The sequence below is a fragment of the Halobiforma nitratireducens JCM 10879 genome (assembly GCF_000337895.1).
GTDB lineage: Archaea > Halobacteriota > Halobacteria > Halobacteriales > Natrialbaceae > Natronobacterium > Natronobacterium nitratireducens.
The window spans coordinates 25,210-44,407 of sequence record NZ_AOMA01000146.1 but is presented as its reverse complement, the minus strand read 5'-3'; the positions used below and the strand labels follow the sequence as shown (position 1 = coordinate 44,407).

The 19,198-nt window shown below is 60.4% G+C and carries 20 protein-coding genes; 6 read left to right on the top strand and 14 right to left on the bottom strand.

Annotated elements, in window-relative coordinates:
• Positions 1–3 precede the first annotated feature (3 nt).
• From C446_RS14435 to C446_RS20300, 7 genes are all read right to left on the bottom strand, one after another.
• Positions 4–516 carry a flagellin gene (locus C446_RS14435; RefSeq protein ID WP_006673869.1) on the bottom strand — a complete coding sequence of 171 codons (513 nt, stop codon included), beginning with the start codon at positions 514–516 and terminating at the stop codon, positions 4–6.
• Positions 517–1,047 (bottom strand): flagellin, encoded by a 531-nt coding sequence (locus tag C446_RS14430; protein ID WP_083861138.1) that lies wholly within the window; start codon positions 1,045–1,047, stop codon positions 517–519. It abuts the gene before it with no gap.
• A 395-nt stretch (positions 1,048–1,442) separates the two neighbouring features.
• Entirely contained in the window at positions 1,443–2,165 is a 723-nt protein-coding gene (locus C446_RS14425; RefSeq protein WP_006673867.1) for an archaellin/type IV pilin N-terminal domain-containing protein, read from the bottom strand.
• A 29-nt stretch (positions 2,166–2,194) separates the two neighbouring features.
• Positions 2,195–3,127: an archaellin/type IV pilin N-terminal domain-containing protein gene (locus C446_RS14420; RefSeq protein ID WP_006673866.1), complete on the bottom strand. Its 933-nt coding sequence runs from the start codon at positions 3,125–3,127 to the stop codon at positions 2,195–2,197.
• A gap of 294 nt (positions 3,128–3,421) precedes the next feature.
• Positions 3,422–4,420 (bottom strand): archaellin/type IV pilin N-terminal domain-containing protein, encoded by a 999-nt coding sequence (locus tag C446_RS14415; protein ID WP_006673865.1) that lies wholly within the window; start codon positions 4,418–4,420, stop codon positions 3,422–3,424.
• Positions 4,421–4,686: 266 nt separating this feature from the next.
• Positions 4,687–5,664 (bottom strand): archaellin/type IV pilin N-terminal domain-containing protein, encoded by a 978-nt coding sequence (locus C446_RS14410; RefSeq protein WP_049920257.1) that lies wholly within the window; start codon positions 5,662–5,664, stop codon positions 4,687–4,689.
• A 396-nt stretch (positions 5,665–6,060) separates the two neighbouring features.
• The gene (locus C446_RS20300) at positions 6,061–6,999 is read right to left on the bottom strand and encodes an archaellin/type IV pilin N-terminal domain-containing protein (RefSeq protein ID WP_006673863.1); all 939 of its coding nucleotides are present in this window, start codon (positions 6,997–6,999) and stop codon (positions 6,061–6,063) included.
• Positions 7,000–7,584: 585 nt separating this feature from the next.
• On the opposite strand from C446_RS20300, the gene C446_RS14400 reads away from it, so the two are divergent.
• On the top strand, positions 7,585–7,794 hold the full coding sequence (locus C446_RS14400) for a hypothetical protein (protein WP_006673862.1): 210 nt from the start codon (positions 7,585–7,587) through the stop codon (positions 7,792–7,794).
• Positions 7,795–8,092: 298 nt separating this feature from the next.
• Here the strand turns inward: C446_RS14400 and C446_RS14395 are convergent, their stop codons facing one another.
• From C446_RS14395 to C446_RS14380, 4 genes are read right to left on the bottom strand one after another with little or no spacing between them, the layout of a single operon-like run.
• A complete protein-coding gene (locus C446_RS14395) occupies positions 8,093–8,956 on the bottom strand; it encodes a CheF family chemotaxis protein (protein ID WP_006673861.1) in 864 nt (287 codons plus the stop codon).
• Complete coding sequence (locus tag C446_RS14390) at positions 8,953–10,215, bottom strand: HEAT repeat domain-containing protein (RefSeq protein ID WP_006673860.1); 1,263 nt, start codon at positions 10,213–10,215, stop codon at positions 8,953–8,955. The genes C446_RS14395 and C446_RS14390 overlap by 4 nt, the downstream gene beginning before the upstream one ends.
• Before the next feature lie 14 nt (positions 10,216–10,229).
• The gene (locus tag C446_RS14385; protein WP_152419448.1) at positions 10,230–10,520 is read right to left on the bottom strand and encodes a hypothetical protein; all 291 of its coding nucleotides are present in this window, start codon (positions 10,518–10,520) and stop codon (positions 10,230–10,232) included.
• Positions 10,501–11,250, bottom strand: a complete 750-nt coding sequence (locus C446_RS14380; RefSeq protein WP_006673858.1) for a hypothetical protein — start codon at positions 11,248–11,250, stop codon at positions 10,501–10,503. Before C446_RS14380 ends, C446_RS14385 begins: the two co-directional genes overlap by 20 nt.
• A 293-nt stretch (positions 11,251–11,543) precedes the next feature.
• Here C446_RS14380 and C446_RS14375 point away from each other — a divergent pair, with 293 nt between their 5' ends.
• Positions 11,544–14,081, top strand: a complete 2,538-nt coding sequence (locus C446_RS14375; RefSeq protein ID WP_006673857.1) for a COG1361 family protein — start codon at positions 11,544–11,546, stop codon at positions 14,079–14,081.
• A gap of 147 nt (positions 14,082–14,228) precedes the next feature.
• Here the strand turns inward: C446_RS14375 and C446_RS14370 are convergent, their stop codons facing one another.
• On the bottom strand, positions 14,229–14,474 hold the full coding sequence (locus C446_RS14370; protein ID WP_006673856.1) for a DUF7385 family protein: 246 nt from the start codon (positions 14,472–14,474) through the stop codon (positions 14,229–14,231).
• A gap of 488 nt (positions 14,475–14,962) precedes the next feature.
• On the opposite strand from C446_RS14370, the gene C446_RS14365 reads away from it, so the two are divergent.
• A complete protein-coding gene (locus C446_RS14365; protein ID WP_006673855.1) occupies positions 14,963–15,508 on the top strand; it encodes a PadR family transcriptional regulator in 546 nt (181 codons plus the stop codon).
• Between the two features lie 119 nt (positions 15,509–15,627).
• On the opposite strand, the gene C446_RS14360 is transcribed toward C446_RS14365, so the two are convergent.
• Positions 15,628–16,083: a DUF7112 family protein gene (locus C446_RS14360; protein ID WP_006673854.1), complete on the bottom strand. Its 456-nt coding sequence runs from the start codon at positions 16,081–16,083 to the stop codon at positions 15,628–15,630.
• A 54-nt stretch (positions 16,084–16,137) separates the two neighbouring features.
• Complete coding sequence (locus tag C446_RS14355) at positions 16,138–16,533, bottom strand: 30S ribosomal protein S6e (RefSeq protein ID WP_006673853.1); 396 nt, start codon at positions 16,531–16,533, stop codon at positions 16,138–16,140.
• Between the two features lie 439 nt (positions 16,534–16,972).
• On the opposite strand from C446_RS14355, the gene C446_RS14350 reads away from it, so the two are divergent.
• The 3 genes from C446_RS14350 to C446_RS14340 all read left to right on the top strand — a co-directional run bounded on the left by C446_RS14350 (position 16,973) and on the right by C446_RS14340 (position 19,196).
• Complete coding sequence (locus C446_RS14350; RefSeq protein WP_006673852.1) at positions 16,973–17,266, top strand: hypothetical protein; 294 nt, start codon at positions 16,973–16,975, stop codon at positions 17,264–17,266.
• Between the two features lie 90 nt (positions 17,267–17,356).
• Entirely contained in the window at positions 17,357–18,067 is a 711-nt protein-coding gene (locus C446_RS14345) for a TetR/AcrR family transcriptional regulator (RefSeq protein ID WP_006673851.1), read from the top strand.
• A 10-nt stretch (positions 18,068–18,077) separates the two neighbouring features.
• The gene (locus tag C446_RS14340) at positions 18,078–19,196 is read left to right on the top strand and encodes a hypothetical protein (protein ID WP_006673850.1); all 1,119 of its coding nucleotides are present in this window, start codon (positions 18,078–18,080) and stop codon (positions 19,194–19,196) included.
• Positions 19,197–19,198: the final 2 nt, after the last annotated feature.

Below are 19,198 nucleotides of genomic sequence, written 5' to 3'. Positions count from 1 at the left end.
GCGCTATTCGCTCCCGTCCTCGGTTGGAACGTGGAAATCGATGCTGTCCTCGTTGCCGTTCACGATTGCGGTCACTCGCGTGTCGCCGCTGACAGTTACGTCGCCTTTGTTCTCGATGTCGACTGTCACCTCGACGACCCCGCCCGGTCGCCAGGAGTCGTCTTCGACGTCGACACGCTGAACCTCGAGGTAGTCACTCGAGACGTAGCGACCGTCGACGAGAATATCGACCTCCGAAGTGGTGGCGTCGAGACTCCCGGAACCGATGTTTTTGACGAGGATGGTGAGTTCGGTGACCTCTCCCGTTTCTTCGTCTTCCTCGTACAGTGCGTCGACGTGGCCCGCGTCGCTCGTAATCTCGATATCGGTTTCGATTTCTTCGGCCACGTTCGAGCCTCTGGTTTCGACCGCGTCGCTTAGCTGATTGACCTCCATGACTACGGTGCCAGCGATGCCGGCCGCGACGATCATGCTCGCGACGAAGAGGATGATGTGGGTGGCGGAGACACTCGCCATTTAGCTCCCCTCCGATTCAGCGACGGCTTTGGCGTCCGAAACACCTGTTTCGGTCACGAGTTTGACGCGCTCGAGGTCGTCGTGTGTGAACCCGTACTCCGTCTCAAGCGTGTCGTTGTCTTCGTCGATCGTCACCTCGAGGTCGGTTCCTGGTCGCCAGATCGCGGTGTCCTCGAGTCGTTCCTCCTCGCCGTCGGGCTGGTGGTCGATCACGACGGTCTCGAGGTCGTCGGGATCGACGAACTGCCCGTTTAGCAGCAGGTCGGTATCGCGCAGATCGAGGGCGAGCGTGCCGGTATTCTCGGCGGTGACGACGGTTTCGTCGCCGTTGCCATCGTCGTCGGTGTCTTCCTGTTCGACCGATTCGATCCCGATCTCCGTGTTCAACTGATCGCGGGTCTGGTCCGCCTGGGCGGCGAAGGCGTCGCCGGTTTCGGAGCCGGCGGTAAAGACAGTGGGGAAGATCACGCTCGCCGCGATGAGAAACGCGATGAGCATGACGGCAGCAGCAGCGCTCGTACTAAACCCCATTATTTCCTCCCGAAGTAAGCCACCTGCAAAAACGCTCCGGCCGACGTGACTGCGTGTTGGCGTGGTTGTGTGTGCGCTGACGTGTTCCGTGGTGGTGGTCGGATTCGTGGAGTGGGCGTGCTCGAGTCGTTCTGTAGCGGTTCGAAATAGTACAGCAACACTCCGAAAGCCCCTGTCCCGCTCGACCCTCCGGGGCTCGCTGTGCGCGCTCGCTTCGCTCGTGTGCTTACGTCGCCCGGGAGGGATCGACCGGGACAGCCCCTTTCAGTCCCACCCGCGGTGGTTTGACCGGTAGGCTACGAGTCGGATGGTAGTCTCTCCGCTCGAGTGGGCCGTTCTGGTTCGATCTCGAGAAATGAGCCGTCACTTCGTGACTGTCGGGGCTCGAGCACCGATCACAACCGCACCGTGTCGCCGTCGTCGCCGTCGAGGACGCTCGGCACTCGTAACTCCGTCACGACCTGGGCGCTGTCCTGGGTCACGACCGTCACCTGTGCGTCGTCACCGCTCTCGAGGTGCTCGAGCGCGTCGGCCTCGTCGAAGTCGATCCGGATCGTTCCGTGGTCGTCGCCCGACTCGAGGACGGCCCGTTCGTCGTCGCCGTTGACCGAAACTGTGACGCCGTTGTCGTCGCCGTCGGCCTGGAGGTACGCCTGCCCGTTCGGGCCGACGAAATCGAGGACGGACCGCTCGAGGTCGATCGGATCGGAGCCCGCCCCGAGGCCGACGGTGACCTCGACGGTGTCGACGGTGGTGCCGTCAGCCGTGTCGATTTCGCCGACGGCGGTGTATATATCGAGGTTGTTCGCCACCTCGGCGGTACTTTGCTCGCCGGTGGCCTGAGCCTGATTCTGTAGCTGGCCGGCAGTGTTGATCAGCACGCCGGCGGCGATAGCCGCGACGAGTACCATCGCGACGAAGAGAATGAGGGTCCCGATGCCGACCTGGGCACGGTCGCGTCCGGGGCCTTCTGTATTCGTGCCGGTCTCGGACTCGAAATCGAGGTCGTGTCTCGCACGAGCGGCCTCGAGACCGGAGTTGGCACTCCGTCCGGGTCCGGACCCCATCCGTCCGGACTCGCGTTCGTGCCCGTCCTCGTCGGTGCTCGTCGCGCTCATCGATAAAAGGGGGGTCGACTTTTACCGACTTAGAGGGTGACTGCAGACGTTTCCGTCAGCGTCGATGGAGCCATCAGCAACTCGACAGTCTGGGAGCCGTCCGCGGTCGTGATCAGGAACTCGGCGTCTTCACCCGACTGGATCGGGGAGAAGTCGTCGTCACCCGTCAGGTCGAGCTCGATCTCGAGTTGTGTGTCGGACTCGAGGATCGCGTCGAAGTCGGTGTCGTCCGTGTAGCTCTCTCCGTTCGACAGCTCGTAGATGTCGAGGTCGTCGAGCTCGTCCGCAGTGCCGCGCTCGGTGTCGTCGCCGACGAACTCGAAGGTCGCCGCTTTCAGGTCGACCGGGTCGGAACCGGGTCCGAGCGAGACCATCATCGAGGCGGTATCGACGTGGTGATCAGTCTGGAGGAGGGTGATCTCTTCTAAGTCGACGTTGTCGCTTTCTTCACCGCCGAGCGTAATTTCGACCTCCTGGTCACCGTCGATATTCTCTTCAGTGATCTCTACTTCTGTCTGTAACACGATCTCATCATCGAAGTCTCCAGATGGCGTTCCATCGACTTCGATTTCGACTTCGTTGTTGTCAGACAGATCGACGCTACTCGACTCTCCGTCACTGCCACTAGTATCGACGTTTTCATCGAGGCCGTTATTGTTGTCCAAGCTAACTTCCTCGATATCTAGGGAGTGGTCGTCGACAATCGTGATGACAACATTGTCTTCTAGCGTCCCGTGATCGTCTGGTTCCGCAACGTTACCCGTTGCAGAATCGATCTGGACGACGTTGGAGACCTGTGCCGTACTCTCTTGACCCGTTGCCTCTGCCTGGGACTGCAAGAGCCCCGCGGTGTTGATCAGGACNGCCGCGATCGCGGCGACCAGCACCATCGCGATGAAGACGATGAGGGTCCCGATCCCCACCTGACCGCGTTCTTCCTCGTCTGTTACTCGTTCGAACATGGTTGGAATATGTTTGTTGCGTCCGGCGAGTGCAGGTGACACCACATGGCTCCCGCTGGTAGTCGCCGGAACGTATCAGTCTCTTCTAACTAATCTCTCTTAAGTCTGTTCGCCATCCTTACACTATATAACTCTTTTTTCCGACCAGGGGCCTGAAAGGCTGGTTTACAACCCAAAACTTGCTGTCAGACTAATTTATAGAAACGCAATAATGTCTGAAACTAAATTATCGGTATCTGAAAGAAGTGAAAATAACCGCTCGGTTGACCGTCGTTCGGGTCGTGATTCCGGCGGTTAGAGCGTGACTGCGGAGGTCTCCGTCAGCGTCGACGGTGCCATCAGCAGTTCGACGGTCTGGGAACCGTCAGCCGTCGTGATCAGGAACTCGGCGTCCTCACCGGAGTGGATGACCGAGAAGTCATCGTCGCCGTCGAGGTGGAGCTCGATCTCGAGTTGCGTGTCGGACTCCAGAACCGGGTCGAAGCTCCCCGGATCAGCGTTGTAGGAGTCGCCGTTCTCGAGTTCTTTGATGTCCAGATCCTCGAGTTCGTCGACAGTACCGCGCTCGGTGTGATCGCCAACGAACTCGAAGGTAGCTGCGCTCAGGTCAACCGGATCGGAACCGGGACCGAGCGAGACCATCAGCGAGGCGTCAGTGACGACGTGTTCGGTGGTGACGCCTTCGCCTTCGCCCTGGTCAACAATGGTAACGTCACCGTCGGCGAGTGTATCGAATTCATCCGTGTCAGTGTCGTCCTGTTCTCCGGAAATCTCGACAGTGATCGTCCCATCGATTACGTCATCAGAGTCGAACGTGTCCGTAGCCGCATCCGCGCCGCTTTCGTCGTCGACGGAGATGACGTAGTCGTCTTCGTCAGTCAGGTCTAGACCTTCGAACTCGTCTTCGAGTGCTTCTCGAAGCGTTTCGTCCCCACCAACCTGGACTTCTGCCTCTTCAGCACCCGACCCGTCTAATTCGACTACGTACTCCAGATCTTCAATATCTTCTCCGCCCGCTTCGGTTATTTCGTTGTTAAATTCGATATCGACATCCTCGAGCGGATCGATCTCGATTTCGTTTACGTCACCAGTCGCGGAGTCGATCTGGACGACGTTAGAGACCTGTGCTGTACTCTCTTGACCCGTTGCCTCTGCCTGGGACTGCAAGAGTCCCGCGGTGTTGATCAGGACACCGGCCGCGATTGCAGCGACCAGCACCATCGCGATGAAGACGATGAGGGTCCCGATCCCCACCTGACCGCGTTCTTCCTCGTCGGTTACTCGTTCGAACATGATTGTGCGTTGTTTTGCGTCCGGCACCCGCCCTGACGACCGTAGCGTCGCTGCGCAACTGCCGGAGCGTATCAACGCCTTTCAACTACCGCGTAATAAGGCTATTCGCCGATCTGACACTATTTAACTCTACTTGCCGACGTTTCTCCCAATTAAAGAATTTGGCCGATAGATAATCTGTTACTTAACTCTACTTGCCGACCAGGAGGGCACCTATACCAGTTGCTACCTACCAAAGTGACAGAAAGAAAAAGTTCGCTGCCGATCTACAGCGTCACTGCAGAGGTCTCGGTCAGCGTCGAGGGTGCCATCAGCATCTCGACCGTCTGAGAGCCGTCAGCAGTCGTGATCAGGAACTCCGCGGACTCTCCGGAGGCGATCGGCGAGAACTGGTCGTTGTCACCGTCGAGTGCCAGTTCGATCTCGAGTTGCGAGTCTGCCTCGAGAATCGCGTCGACGTCGTTACTCGAGGTGTAGACGTCGCCCGTGTCGACTTCTCTGATGTCGAGGTCGTCGAGCTCTTCGACGGTACCGCGCTCGGTGTCGTCACCGACGTACTCGAAGGTGGCAGCGCTGAGGTCAACCGGATCGGAGCCAGGTCCAAGCGAGACCATCAGCGAGGCTTCGTAGACCTGAAGTTCCGTCTCAGGCTCGTACTCTTCACTAGGTGCTTCTATTTCTACGTCGAGGGCAGCGAACTCTCCACCGTCGTTCTCACCGTCGACTTCAATAGTGATGACTCCATCTTCATTCACGTCACTTTCTTCGATAGTTACAGATTCGCTGGTCCCCTCTTCGTCGTCCACTTCAACCTCGTACTCTCCATCTGTAAGATCCAACCCGAGGAATTCGTCATCAAGGTCTTCCAGGTCTTCCGAAGTACTGAACTCCTCGGTCACTTCTGTGTCTCCTTCATCTGCAGCCAACTCGATTACGAAATTCACGTCCTCTAATTGGTTATCATCGACGTTGTCTGCTCCTTCGACGAACTCAATATCGACGTCCTCGAGTGCTTCACTCACTGGGACTTCGCCAACCTGTCCCGTCGCAGAATCGATCTGGACGACGTTGGAGACCTGTGCCGTACTCTCTTGACCCGTTGCCTCTGCCTGGGACTGCAAGAGCCCCGCGGTGTTGATCAGGACNGCCGCGATCGCGGCGACCAGCACCATCGCGATGAAGACGATGAGGGTCCCGATCCCCACCTGACCGCGTTCTTCCTCGTCTGTTACTCGTTCGAACATGATTGTGCGTTGTTTTGCGTCCGACATCTCCCCTCCCGTGTCGTTGCCGGGAAACTGCCGGAACGTATCAACTGTTTCTAACTACCGTGTAATAAGGCTGTTCGCCGTTTTGACAGTATTTAACTCTACTTGCCAACTCCACAGAAAGCGCGCATAGGCGATGTCTTCCGTCTCGATTACCACATCTCGACGTTCCCTGGAGCCCTTCTAATACGGAATCATGTGATCGTACTGTCTGTTCAGTATCGGCTAATGCGCCGGTACAAGTTATACATCTTTCAATAATAGCCGCTGGTTTCCCGGTCCGTTGGGGGGTCCCTCTAGAAAAGAATACCGAGCTGATTGACGTGACTATCGCGGCACTGTGAAGGACGAAAAGAAAGACGGTCCGTCCGGTTACAGCGTCACTGCGGACGTCTCGGTCAGCGTCGAGGGTGCCATCAGCATCTCGACCGTCTGAGAGCCGTCAGCAGTCGTGATCAGGAACTCTGCGGACTCACCGGACTGAAGCGGGGAGAAGTTGTCGTTGGCTCCAGTCAGGTGCAGTTCGATCTCGAGCTGGTTGTCAGCCTCGAGGATACCCTGGAAGTCGCCGTCTTCGCCGAGGGTGCCGCCGTCACCGTTCTCGAGTTCGTGGATGTCGAGATCGTCGAGCTCAGCGGCCGTGCCGCGCTCGGTGTCGTCGCCAACGAACTCGAAGGTGGCCGAGCTGAGGTCAACCGGGTCCGAGCCTGGGCCGAGCGAGACCATCATCGACGCCTCGTAGACGGCGTACTCGTTGCCCTCGTATTCGTCGGGGCTCTCGAGGTCGAACTCGTCGGTAGTGTCCCCGGTTATGGTGATTTCGATTTCGTCTGCTTCGTTCACGACACCGACTGTGAAGTCTTCCGAGACCGTGGTGGTGAAGTCACCAGTGTCGTCGACCTCAACGTTGAGTTCGTCTACACCGAGAACATTGATTTCGTCGGAGTCTTCACTATCCTCAGCGTCTTGGAGATCGAATTGCGCAGTGTCTCCTGTCTCAGCAGTGATTGTTACACTATCTCCGATGTCGTCGTCGTGTTCATCCACTACTGTAATATCAACGTTGTCGAACTGCTCGTCCTCATCGAAGAGCTCAGCAACCTGCCCGGTCGCTGAATCGATCTGGACGACGTTGGAGACCTGTGCCGTACTCTCTTGACCCGTTGCCTCTGCCTGAGACTGCAGGAGACCCGCGGTGTTGATCAGTACCCCTGCCGCGATCGCTGCGACAAGCACCATCGCGATGAACACGATGAGGGTACCGATACCCACCTGACCGCGTTCTTCCTCGTCTGTTACTCGTTCGAACATTGTTTGTTAGGTCGTCCGGCTTCCCCCGAACACCACGTGTTCAGTAGCCGCCGGAACGTGACCGTCGATTTTTATTGTCCGGTATTAAATCTACTCGCCGCCCGTACCGCACTTAATTCTACTTGCCACGGCCTCTACCGTATAAATCTACTTGCCGAGTTTCGCTCTTCACTTTTATATCTACTCGCCGAATCCCCCATCCCTAAGTAGGCACACTGGTCCGGCAACCAACACGTCGTCCTCGTATCGCGTTGCTCGAGTCCCGTCCCACGCAGTCGAGTGGTCCGTCTCGTCTCAGCTCTTCTCTCTCTCTCCCACTTCCCCCGTCGCTTTCCCCACCACCCCAAAGTCGAGCCACCGTTCGGCGTCCCCGCTCGACTCCGACCAGCCTGCTGATACGGGTTCCTGTAGTCACTTCCTGTCGATCACCAGAACGGGTCGGCCATCGGCAGTAGAGAGTTACAGCAATCCGTATGAGACCTCGCCGACCGAATCCGACTCGTCGTTTGCCGTGGGCTGACCCTCGTTCACGTGACCTCACCCACGGCCGTGGCACTTATCCCGTCGCTTTCCCCTTGCTGTAGCATGGAAATCATCGACGGCGACAAGGTAGAGTGTAGCCGCTGTGACGAACTCCTCTCGCTTGACGACGCCAACGTCCTCGGCAAAACTAACAACCGATCCTACGCGAAGCCGATCTGTGGCGACTGTCTCGAGAAGGTGGGGGTTCCCCAGGGGTACGAACTCGAGCGTGACGTCAGCTATCTCAAACAGGATTCGAAGGCGACCGAGTAGCTCCTCCTCTCGCATTGGGATCGTTTTTCTCGCGACCTCGCGTCTCGAGTTGCCCTGACCGATCGGAGTCGTATCTGTGACTCCCTGACCGTCTTACTGATACTCGCTTTGGTGGCACAGCGTTCCGTAGTCACGATCACAACAGAACGCTTTCGAGTTGCGACCAGCGAGGACGGCCTCGTCTCTCGTTGCACAGACTCGGATGCCCTCCGATCTCACGAAACGAGAAACAACCCTGCGACAGTCGCAAGGAGGGCAAACTAACGCTCGCGTTTTTGTCGCGCAAAACCCGAATCCGTCACTTGCTGTTCATCGCTTCGCTCGCGATGTTCCGTCCACGTGGCTTCAACGCCACTTCCCGTCGTACCCGTACCTCCTCGAGGACGTCCAGTTCGATCAGTCGCTCGTAGATTTCTTCGACTTCGTCGATGTTCATGTCGAGGAACTCGGGGACCTCGAACGGCGAGACACCGGAATAGATCGCCATCAACACTTCCTCTTCTTTCCCCGAGAGCTCGATCTGGGAGGCGTTTTTCTCGGCCCCACGATCCAGTACCGACTTCAGGATCGCGCAGTTCTGGGAGCCACCCGACAGATACGTCTGGACGCTCGAGCCGTCTTCGGTGTGTTCGGCTTCGATAACGGGTCGTTCCTTCGAGCGGACGGTTCGCTCCTCGCTTTCGACGGTACCGACGTCGTCGACCTCGATCTGGACCAGCGAGCCGGACTCGACGGCGAAGTTCGCGACTCCCTCGTTGATCTTCACGCGAGCTTTCTCCCAGGAGCTGTCCTGGACGACCCCGCCTTTCACCGCGGGGTGTTTGATGAGGACGATCTCCCCGTCCAGAATGGCCTTCTGTATCTGGAGTTCGAACTCCTCGACGTTGCCCATCGAGACGAGGTAGACGTCGGCTCCGTAGTTGATGCTGATGTAGTCTGAAACCTTCGCGACGGTCTGGTTGACGTCGTAGCGACCGCGGATCGACTGTATCTCCGACAGCGGAATCGTCGCCTTTCCATCGTTGCTCGCGATGACGATCCGCTTGTTCGACAGGATGATCCTGCCGTTCGACCAGTCGGTGTCGGAAAGCTTCCGGCCGTCCCGCATCACCTGTGTGAACTGACCGGTTACGTCCGCGAGTTTCTGTTCGGACTTGCTCATGCGAAGTCACCACTCGGCATCCCAGCGCCGCCGAGTTTCGAGAGAGCGGAGAAGCCTCGTTTCCGCAACCGATCGCTTTCGGTTCGATCGACGAACCCGGAGAGCCTGTTTCGTGAGGTCTCGGTGCCGATCTTTCCGAGGACGAACAGCGCCTTTACGCGGGCCTCTTCGTCCCGGGCGTCGTCTTCGACCAGATCGAGCAGCCGCCTCTCGAGGTTGTCGCCGTCCAAAAGCGACAGACTCGTCGCGGCGAACTTCGAGGTCATCTCGTCGTCGTCGGCCAACGTCTCGATCAACGCGTTCTGGGCCTCGCGACGATACTCGTCGGTCGCGATTCGTCCCAGCAACCACGCCGCGTTCCGACGCTGGGCCGTCTCCGTGCTCCGATCGAGGATGTCGATCAGCGGCTGTACGACTTCGCTCTCGGTGACGGCCTCGAGTTCGCCGACGATCTTCTCTCGCACTTTGTGGCTCGCGTCGGCCGGTGCCTCGGACAGCAACTGGACCAGCGAGAACATCGCGGTTCGACGGACGCTTTCGGACTCGTCTCGCAGTGCTCCGGCGAGCACTTCGACGGCTTCGACGCTGCCGAGCCGTCCGAGCGCGTCGACGGCGATACGTCGCAGCCGTTCGTCGTCCGCGTCGGCAACGTCTACCAACTCCCGCAAAGCGTTGTTCGTCCCGATGTCGGCCAGCGCGTACGCGACCTCGACGCGAACGCCGTACCGGTCCTGGTGTAGTCGCTTGGAGAGCGCTGGAACGCACTCGGGAGACCCGATTCGACCGAGCGCACGCGCGACCCGCGTCCGGACGCGTGGGTCCGTGTCCTCGAGACGTTCGACCAGCGGTTTGACGACGTTGTCCTCGCCGATCCGGCCGAGACCGGTTGCGGCTGCCATCCGTAGTTCGGGCCGGTCGGCGGTCAGCCCTTGTGCCAGTACCTTCGCTTTCTTCCACTCGGCGACGCCCTCGATCTCCTGGCCCGAAACCTCGCCGATGAACGTCTCGAGTGCGTCCTGGCCGTACTGATCGAGAGCGTCGATGGCTGCCGCTCGGACATCGTCGCCGTCGTCTTCCTGTGATGCGGTGACGAGCGCGTCGACGACGTCGTCGCGCGGATAGCGTGCGTCGTCGGTTTCGGATTCCAGACTCCCGAGTATCTCCGCTGCTCGCCGTCGCACGTCGTCGTTCGAACTCTCCTCGAGGATCTCGACGAGACGTTCGAATTCGGCGTTGCGCTCGAGTTCGAATAGGGACATCTTCTAGATCACCGTCACACCATCGATCGGGACCGGTACGCCGCGAGTACGGTGGTCGCGTCGGTATCGTCGGTCGTCGCTGGCGTCGTCGTTATCGTTGTCGTTCGTATCTGTTCGACCGGTGAATATTCAACGTTCTTGCCGTCGTCGGCTTGGGCTGGGCTCTCGGACTCGAGACTGTCGTCGGGGTCGATGTCGATCTCGGGTGCGGGACTGGAACCGAATCCGACGTCGCGTCCGAGTACGATCGTCGAAGCGAGAGCGATGGCCGATCCTGTACTGGAATCACTCGTCCTCGTCCTCACCGTCGTCACCTGCGTGATCATCGCTGTCGGCGTCGGTTTCACTGCCCGTTCCGTTTCCGTTTCCGTCTCCGTCTCGGTTTCCGTCAGCACCGTCTGCTTCCTCGAGTTGATCTTCGTCCAGATAGCGGTGCTCACCCTCGTAGACTTTGTGATCGACGATGTTCTCCCACAGTTCGTGCTCGTCGATCTCTCCGTTTTGGTGTTGTTCGACCCAACGCCGCTCGATCCGCCAGCCGTCGACCTGCCCGTCGAACCCGCCCTTGACCTCGGTAAACAGGTACTCGACGTCCGAGCCGCGGTCGATGAGACCGCCGCTGAACACCTGGTAGATCGTTCCGATCTCGGCGTCGGATTCGGGGAAATCGTCGGCGTCGGATTCGTAGAACAGGATGAGTTCGCCTTCTTCGGGGTTGTGATACAGTTCGTCGACCCCGATTCCGTTTTGCTCGAGCAGGAAGTAGAACTCGCCCGGTGTTCCGTCCGGGTTCTCGCCGGGTTCGGTCGGCGTCACTTCGGTCTGGTCGCTGAAGACGTTCAGTGGCGAGCTCAGGCAGCCAGCCGTCGCTGCGATCGACACCGATCCGAGGGCCGACAGCGCCTGTCGGCGGCTCAGCGTCGATCGCCCGGCTGACTCTCGAGATGTCGCCGATCGGCGTCGGCGCTCGTCCTCGAGCTCGTCGGCGGTAGTGGTGTCAGTATCGTCGATCGCACGCCCGCGACCCGTAGTCATCGTTACGGTATCGTCTCACCAATGGGTGAAAAGCGCGTCGGCCGTTCTTCCGATCCTATCAGCTCTGTTTACACAATCGCCCAGAGAGTATATTACGGGCCCCTGCAAACAGTTGCGAACACACGACTGGTGCCGCCTCGATGAACGTAACTTCCATCTCCGCCGTAGGGTCCTCTTTGCGAGCCTCCCTCTGTCGTTTCGTTCCCTCCCGTATTCGGGTAGCTCGTCTTTCGACTGAAGGGGAATGTAACCGCTCCACCGGAACGGCGGTAACTCTTCTCGTCCTCGCTCTCGTGTTCGTTTTCCTCGTCGGCTTCGGAACCTCTTTCGCCGCGGGGGCTAGCGTCGGTATCGACCCTGGACCTTCGAGCGACGACGACCACTCCCATGCTCTCTCCGCCACGGATGGACACCACTCCCCGTCCATTGGGGCCGAAGAGAGAACCACACACGAAGCCGTTGCGAGTCCGCTCGAGAGCCCGATCGGTCCGCCAGAAGACGATCTCGCCGTCGTACGGTTCGAAGACGAACACGTCGTTTCGGGTTCGATCGTCGAGAATCTTCCACCAGACCCGGCGGTCTCCGCCGGAGGTGATGAACTCGTCATCGACGAACACGACGACTACGACCACAGAGTTCTACAGACGACGAACGGAGACGTTGCGACGGTCGACAGTGGAGATTCGAGTATCGACAATCGGCCCATCGAACGCGTCGAGAATGATCCGGACCTCGTCATCGTCGGCGAGAACAACACGGTACGGGACGAACTCGAGATAGATCGGGGCGATGGAATCGTCCGGACTGCCGGGAGCGGCGATCCGATCGTCGTCGGCGACGATCCTGTTACCTATTCGAAACACAATACTGTCGATCTGGACGTAAACATTACTGACGTCACCGACGTCGAGGAAGGTGAAACCCTGGCGGTCGATGCCGAAGTATCCAACTCGATGTGGGCCCACGCGTCCGGTGAAACTATCACGTTCCGCTTGCTGGATTCCAGTGGCAACGTTCGAGCCACGTCGGAGGATACCATCAGCGTCGACGGGAACGATCGGACCCCGCTGACGTTCTTCCACGAAACCAAGACGGGAGACTACCTCGCCGACGAAGTCGAAGTCGAACTTTCTCTCGACGACCACGATGGAAGTGGTGACGTGGACACCGCTGACGTGGATATCGGTGCTGCGGGCGTAGCCGTCGCTATCACCGACACGAATCGGCCAGTGGAGGGCGGCGATCTCATCGTCGATGTCGAAATCGATCGGTACGGCGCTGAGCCACCGGGAGAGCAGCGCTATCCGATCAGCTTCTTCGTCGACGGAGAAGAGCAGGAGACGCAGGTACGGTCGCTGTCCCCGGGAAGTTCGACGACCGAAACGTTCAGGTACGAAACCGACGGCGACGACCTGCCGGAAGTCGAAGCGATGGTGACGAGCCGTACCGATACGCACACTGTCGATGTCCCATTGCTCACTCGAGAGGAACACGAGAACAACATCGAGGCAACGATCACCGAGACGAACGTCGATCAGCTGAACCTGACCGGCGAACTCGAGGTCGACGCAACGTTTGACTACGACGGCGAGACGCCGACCGGCCAAACCACGTTCCCGGCGAATTTCACGATCGACGGTACAGTCGAAGAACAGCGAAACGTGACGGTGACGGACCCGTCGCCGACGAACGAGACGTTCGTGTTCGACCGCAACGAGACCGACCCGCCGATTCAGGATGTCGTCATCGCGACGCCAGGTGAGAACGCGACCGTTGTGTTCGATCGCCGAACCGACCTCGAGTTCGTCGACGTTACCGATCCGGCAGCGCGCAACGATACGCTCGAGACGACGGTATCGGTCGAAGATGTCGGTGAAACGCCCGGACAGGACACTTTGACGATCGAAACGGTGAACCCGGTCGCTGCCGACAACGCGACGCGGAACCGAACGATCTCTCTCGAGGGTGGCGAGTCGACGACCGAAACTGTCGCGTTCGACCTCACCGACGATGCCCCACCTCGACTCGAACTCCGGGCGAGCACCGGTGACGCGGCCGAGACCAGGACGGTCGAAGTACGGGACAACGTCCCCGTGTTCGCGGTCGAAGATGTCCGTATCGAGGGGGCTGACGATCCCGACTCCGAGATCGGGGTGATCGGCACGCTCGTCAACGAAGGTGGGGCGACCGGGACCCAGACGGTCGAGCTCACGTTCGATGGCGACCCGATCCGTACCCAGGAGCTCACGCTCGAGCCGGACGAGTCGGAGACACTGTCGGCCGGTGTGCCGACCGCCGATCCGGGGACGTACGCCTACGGTGCGACCACCGCCGACGATACGTACAGTGACACGACGACGGCCGACGAGATGGCCTCGGACTCGTCGCTTTCGCTCCCGTCGCTCCCGGTCGGCCTCACCGGTATCGTTGCCGTTCTCGCGTCGGTTCTGGGCCTCGTCGCGATCGGCGCTGGTGCGCTCAAGTACCGAGAGAATCCGGCCGCCGTCCGTGCTCAGGTTCGCCAACTGCGTAACACCGTCCTCGAGGCCGTCCCGGTCGGCGAGTCGGGGACGGTCGTCGTACGGAACGATCTGCCTCGAGCGTCGCTGGTGCGGGTTCGGGTCAAATCCGGGAACGACGTCGTCTTCATCGAGGACTTCGAGATTGCGGAAAACGAGCGTCGGACGTTCGAGTGTCTGCCCGACGCCGACCGATTCGAGGTCGGGGCCGGCGTCGACGACATCACGTCCCACGAGGAGACGTTCGGCGAGGAAACGGATACGGTCGGCGTGCTCCTCCAGCCGGAAGGGATCACGATCCGAGAGCTGTAGCGTGGATTAGGGCTTTCTTCGGTCGATTGTCGCCCGTCTTCGGAGCTTCGACTGGCGCTTCCCGACAGCCACTCTTGAGAGTGTTCCTGCACTCGAGAGGCAGCGGGTTCCCGTTCGGCGGCCGAGTGGTGCGTGGAAAGTGGATCGCTAGTGAGTCAACAGCAGTATCTTCTCGTCGGTCCGGGCGAGACAGAACGGTCGATCCGGCGGCGTCTCGAACGACTTCGTCGATCGTTCGCTAACGAATAACCGGTCGAACGCCTGTCCGCAGGCCGGACAACCGACGCCGTCGCGGTTCTCGAGGACGCGTTGATCGCCTCCGTCTTTCAGTAACTTCAGTTTCGAACGGTAGTCGTGCATACTGAACCCGTTCTCGAGTGCGATCCGTTCCATACGGGTCGTCCTGTACTGGCAGATATAATTTCACTGGCCGACCCGACTCCAGTCCTCCGAGTGTTCGGCAAACCGACGGCGTGAACCGCCTCGGGGTCAAGCTCCGAGGCACTCGGCCTGTCTTTTCTGTAGAGGCGACTGTCGGGTGACGTTCGCCTTCCTTCACCGCCATGTCGGCCAATAGATTATTGTATCGGGTCCTCGGGCTGATTCTGTGACCAATCGTTCGACGAATAAGACAAAAAAGCAAAGGCGTTTTCGTTCTTCCGGGAGAAGGCAGAGAATAATCTAAACTGTTTCGACCAGCATTAGTATATCGAGAAGCCGATGTTAAAATATCAATAGTTGATACGATCAGTTCCCTGTCGTTTATGGCGTATCAGTTCCAGTGGTCGAGTAGTCGGAGGTGGCGCTCGGACGGAGACGAGATGGGTAGACCGACGGCAACCGGCCGACACCAGCCACTGACCCCCAATCGGTGATCGGGAATGGAAGAGAACGCAACCAGTACGAGGTCCGTTCTCGAGGTGCTGTCGCGAATGACGGCCTCGCGCGAACGGACGACATCGGGTGGCGACGAGGGACATCGCTCCGAGTTCGAACGGAGAGAAGACGGTCCGACCGCGAACACGACCGAAAACGCGACCGCGGAAGGGATCGAACCAGAACTCGACGACCTACTGGCACGGGTCGAGGAGACCCTTCCCTACGACGACGTTTCGTTCGACGAAGCGTTGATCAAGGCGAACCTGGACGAGGTGTTGCTCGTACTCATCGCACTCCACGGAGAGACTCACGGAAAACAACTCCTCGCGGACCTTTCTCACGGCTTCGATGCGAGTCTCAGTCCGGGGACCGTCTATCCCGCTCTCCACGACCTCGAGGAGGAGGACGTACTCTCAATGCACGCGAAGGTCCAGACGAAAGAGTACTCGATCGCGGACGAGGAGTACGTTCACGAGACGGTCGAACGGACGATGGTTCAGCACCTCTCGTTTGGACTGCTACTGTACGCGTTTCTCGAGCGGCAGTAACTATCGCTACACCGCCGTTTCATACGGGACGAATCGTCGCTGTGCTGGTCCGGACATCCGTCCGAGCTCTGGGTCTCGCTCTTTTCGGTTCGCACCGCCCCGATGGGTCGTCCCCTCGGTTACTGGTTTTCGTCGTTTCCGCCGTCCTCGAGGCTCCGTGCGATCTCGCTCAGACTCTCGTTTGGCGGCTCGTGTGCGTCGTAGTACGCCGTCTCGCCCGGTTCCCGTAGTCCGTAGAGAAACTCCGGTTCCACGACATCGACGAGCACGGAGCCACCCGTCGGAATCCCGTGGTCGTCGGCCCACGCGGACAGCTGGTCGGTGGCACCGCTTGGATCGCGGGCCAGATCGGGCGTCTCGTAGACGCCGGGGATCGATAGCTCGTCGCCGGTCAGCGCCCGTTCGACGCGAGCGAACAGTTCGTCGCCGTCGAGGACCAGCCGGACGACCTCGTCGGTCGGGAAGGCGTCGCGGTCGTCCGCCGGAATCTCGAGCCGGACGCCCGTCGCAGTCTCGGTACACGTCGAGCGAACCGTCCGAACCGACGGATGATCGCTCGCGACTCTGTCTACCATGGTCTTAGCTCAGTGTCGTATCTGATCGAAGAGAACCGAGCAGGATCGGTATCGTTACTCGTCTTCGCCGTCGCCGAGCAGCTCGTCGACGTCGGTGCTTCCGCGATCGACGATCGAGGCGTTGATCTGGGCGACCGCGTCGGAAACTTCTCGGCCACGAACCGTGATGCGGCGTCGTTCGCCGTCGCGGTTCGGTCGGTAGCCGGTCTGTCGCTCGCTCATCAGGACTTCCTTCAGGTTCGCGCCTGCGACATCCTCGTTGAGGGGTCGCCCCGCCTCGTCGGAGCCGCCGGTGATCTCGAGGGTGTAGCCGTCGAGGTCGACCGCGCCGCCGTCGACTTCGTCGCCGATCGACTTGCCGATAAAGCGGTTCGCATCCTGTTCCTCGGCCTCGAGCTGGTAGGTCATCCCGGAGTCGGGATCACCGACGACGACAGTGAAACTTGCCATGTCCGACGGAAGACGGTCGTCGCTCAAAAGAACATCGTTTCACAACGAAAGGTGACGCTGTCGTTCGAGGGAGTGAAGTTTTCCCGTGATGGCGAGACGCCGAAAGCGTCTCGGACCACGCTCTGGCACGGTGGTACCAGTGAAGCAGGCACACGTCGTGGCGTCGCCCGACGCCATCTCGATCGAAAACACCGGAAGACGCGAGCGCCTTCCAAGCCCTCGTTTACTTCGTTCACGAGGACAGTCTTCCGTCCGTTCGCTCGTCCTTTCGACCTCGCTCACATCGGTCGCTCGTTCATAGGCCTGCCTTCCCCCTGGTCGCGACCTCGCCGGACTGTGGCGAGGCCGCTCCCGGCCACGTTGCTCGAGTCGGGCCCGGACGCATGGCCTGCTGGGGTCGGCTCGAACAGTCAAGTGTATTGGCTGCGTACCCTCGAGCGTGTTCATCGACCCGGAAGAACTCGAGACGCGCCTGCGAGAGGAGTTCGGCGGCACGAGCCAGGAGCGGCGGGTGGTGGTTCGGCAGGCGGTCGATCTCGCGGACTCGAGTCAGTACCGGGAGAACGCCGGAACGGCGCTGACGACGGCGTTGGTCGTGTCGGAGCTGTCGGATGCACCCTACGGCACCCCCGCGGATCGCTGGAACTGGTGGATCGGCTCGCTCGATCTCGCGTACGGTGGGTTCGCCCGGTTCAGGATCGATCGATTCCCGGCCGGCGACCGTGAGACGTAGCGAGGGGACGCTACGAGTTCGTTGGGGAATTAATGTCAAAGAGTGAGGGAACGAAACGCCTTTTATGGTCACCTGACCAATTAGTCAGTAGTGACCGATCCGGACGTCCGCGACGCGATCATGAGGGCCACGTACGATGCCCTGTGTGAGCACGGCTACACCGACCTGACTGCACAGGACATCGCGGATCGTACAGACAAGAGCAAGTCGCTGCTGTTCTACCACTACGACTCCAAGGAGGATCTCGTCGCCGACTTCGTCGACTACCTCGTCGACTGGTTCGACGAGCGGTTCGCCGAGACGGACGATCGACCACCGGTAGAGCAACTGGCGACGTTCGTCGACTGGTTCCTCTACGGCTCGGCCGACGACGACGAGCGACAGTCGTTTCACACGGCGATGCTCGAGATTCGGACGCAAGCCCCCTACAACGAGCAGTATCGCGAGCAGTTACGAAAGAGCGACGAGCACCTCCGCGAGATCGTCGAGAGCATCCTGCGAGAGGGGATGGAAACCGGCGAGTTCACCGATCACGATCCCGAGGAGACCGCTGCCCTGCTGATCGCGACACTCGACGGCGCGCGTATCCGTCAACTCACGCTCGATCAGGACGACTATCTCGGGCAGGTACGCTCGGCGATGATCGCACGCATCTTCGAGGACCTGCTCGCCGAGGACACGTCGTTCCCAACCGAATCGTTCCCCGGTGACGAGATTCGTTCCCGATCGGACCTCGCTCCCGAGTCCTCGCGCGGAGGCGACGCCCCGTCGCCTGCGGACGCCGATACCACTACCGAGTAGTTTCACCCCCATGAGCGAACGCACACCCTCTTACGACGCGACGTCGACCGCCCGGTCGGATACTGGTCTCGCATCGCCGGTCGCGGCGGTCGCCTTCGAGGCCGTCCCAGACCGCGACCGCTCGCTGGCGGCGACCCTTTGCGTCGTCGCGGGCGAAATCGCCGCGGTGACCGGTTCCTCGCCGGCCCCGTCACCCCGTTCTGACCCGTCTCCGGGACGGAATCGAACGCCGGTTCCGGATTGTGTAATCGATGCAGTCACTTCCCTCGAGGGGTACGCCCGGATCAGGCGCGATCTGGTCGTCACCGACCGGTACGACCGCCTCGAGGAGTCAGTCAGTACCGAACGGCTCGAGACCGGGACCGAGACTGGGACCGAGGGGTCCACCAACGACCGCGACGCTGCCGTTTTAGCGAGCGACTACCTCCACGCAGCGGCGTACGCAGCGGCCGGCGAAGCGCCGGTTCCTGCCCGCCGATCACTCGAGTTGTACCGCATCCTCGCGGCCGGATCGACGACGCTCTCCCACGAGTTCCTCGAGCGGACCGCCTGTCGTGACGAGCACACGGGCCCCGTCAGTACCGACGCCGAGGGTTACGAGACGAACGCATCCGAGACGGGAGAGTGGACCGCAGCCGACAGCGAGACCGCGCCGTTCCCGATGGCCACCGTCGTCGGCGTCGCAGCCGAACTCGGCGCGACCGTGGTCGGGACGAACGAAACCGTCCGCTCGTCGCTCGAGACCTACGGGCGGTCGCTCGCCGCCGCGCTGGTCGCTCGGTCTTCCCGCTCGAGTGTGGGGGTACCGCGGCCGATCGACGAGGAGTTGCTGACGACGGCGGTCCGCGAACTCTCCGGTGAGAGCGATCAACCCGACGGGATTTTCCTCGCCGATTCCAACGACGAGTCGCCGTCCGCGGGTACGGCAACCGTCCCGACCGACGCGGTCGAAGTCCACCTTCAGCGGGCCCACGACGCGATAGGCACCCTCGAGCGAGCGATCGCCTCGGATATCGTCGCCGACGCTGGGTCCGACGACGACTCCGGTCCCCACTGGGGGACCGAGGACCGCTCCCCGCTCGTCCGTCTCGAGAGGGCAACACGGATTCCGTTTCACGTCCAACGATAGCT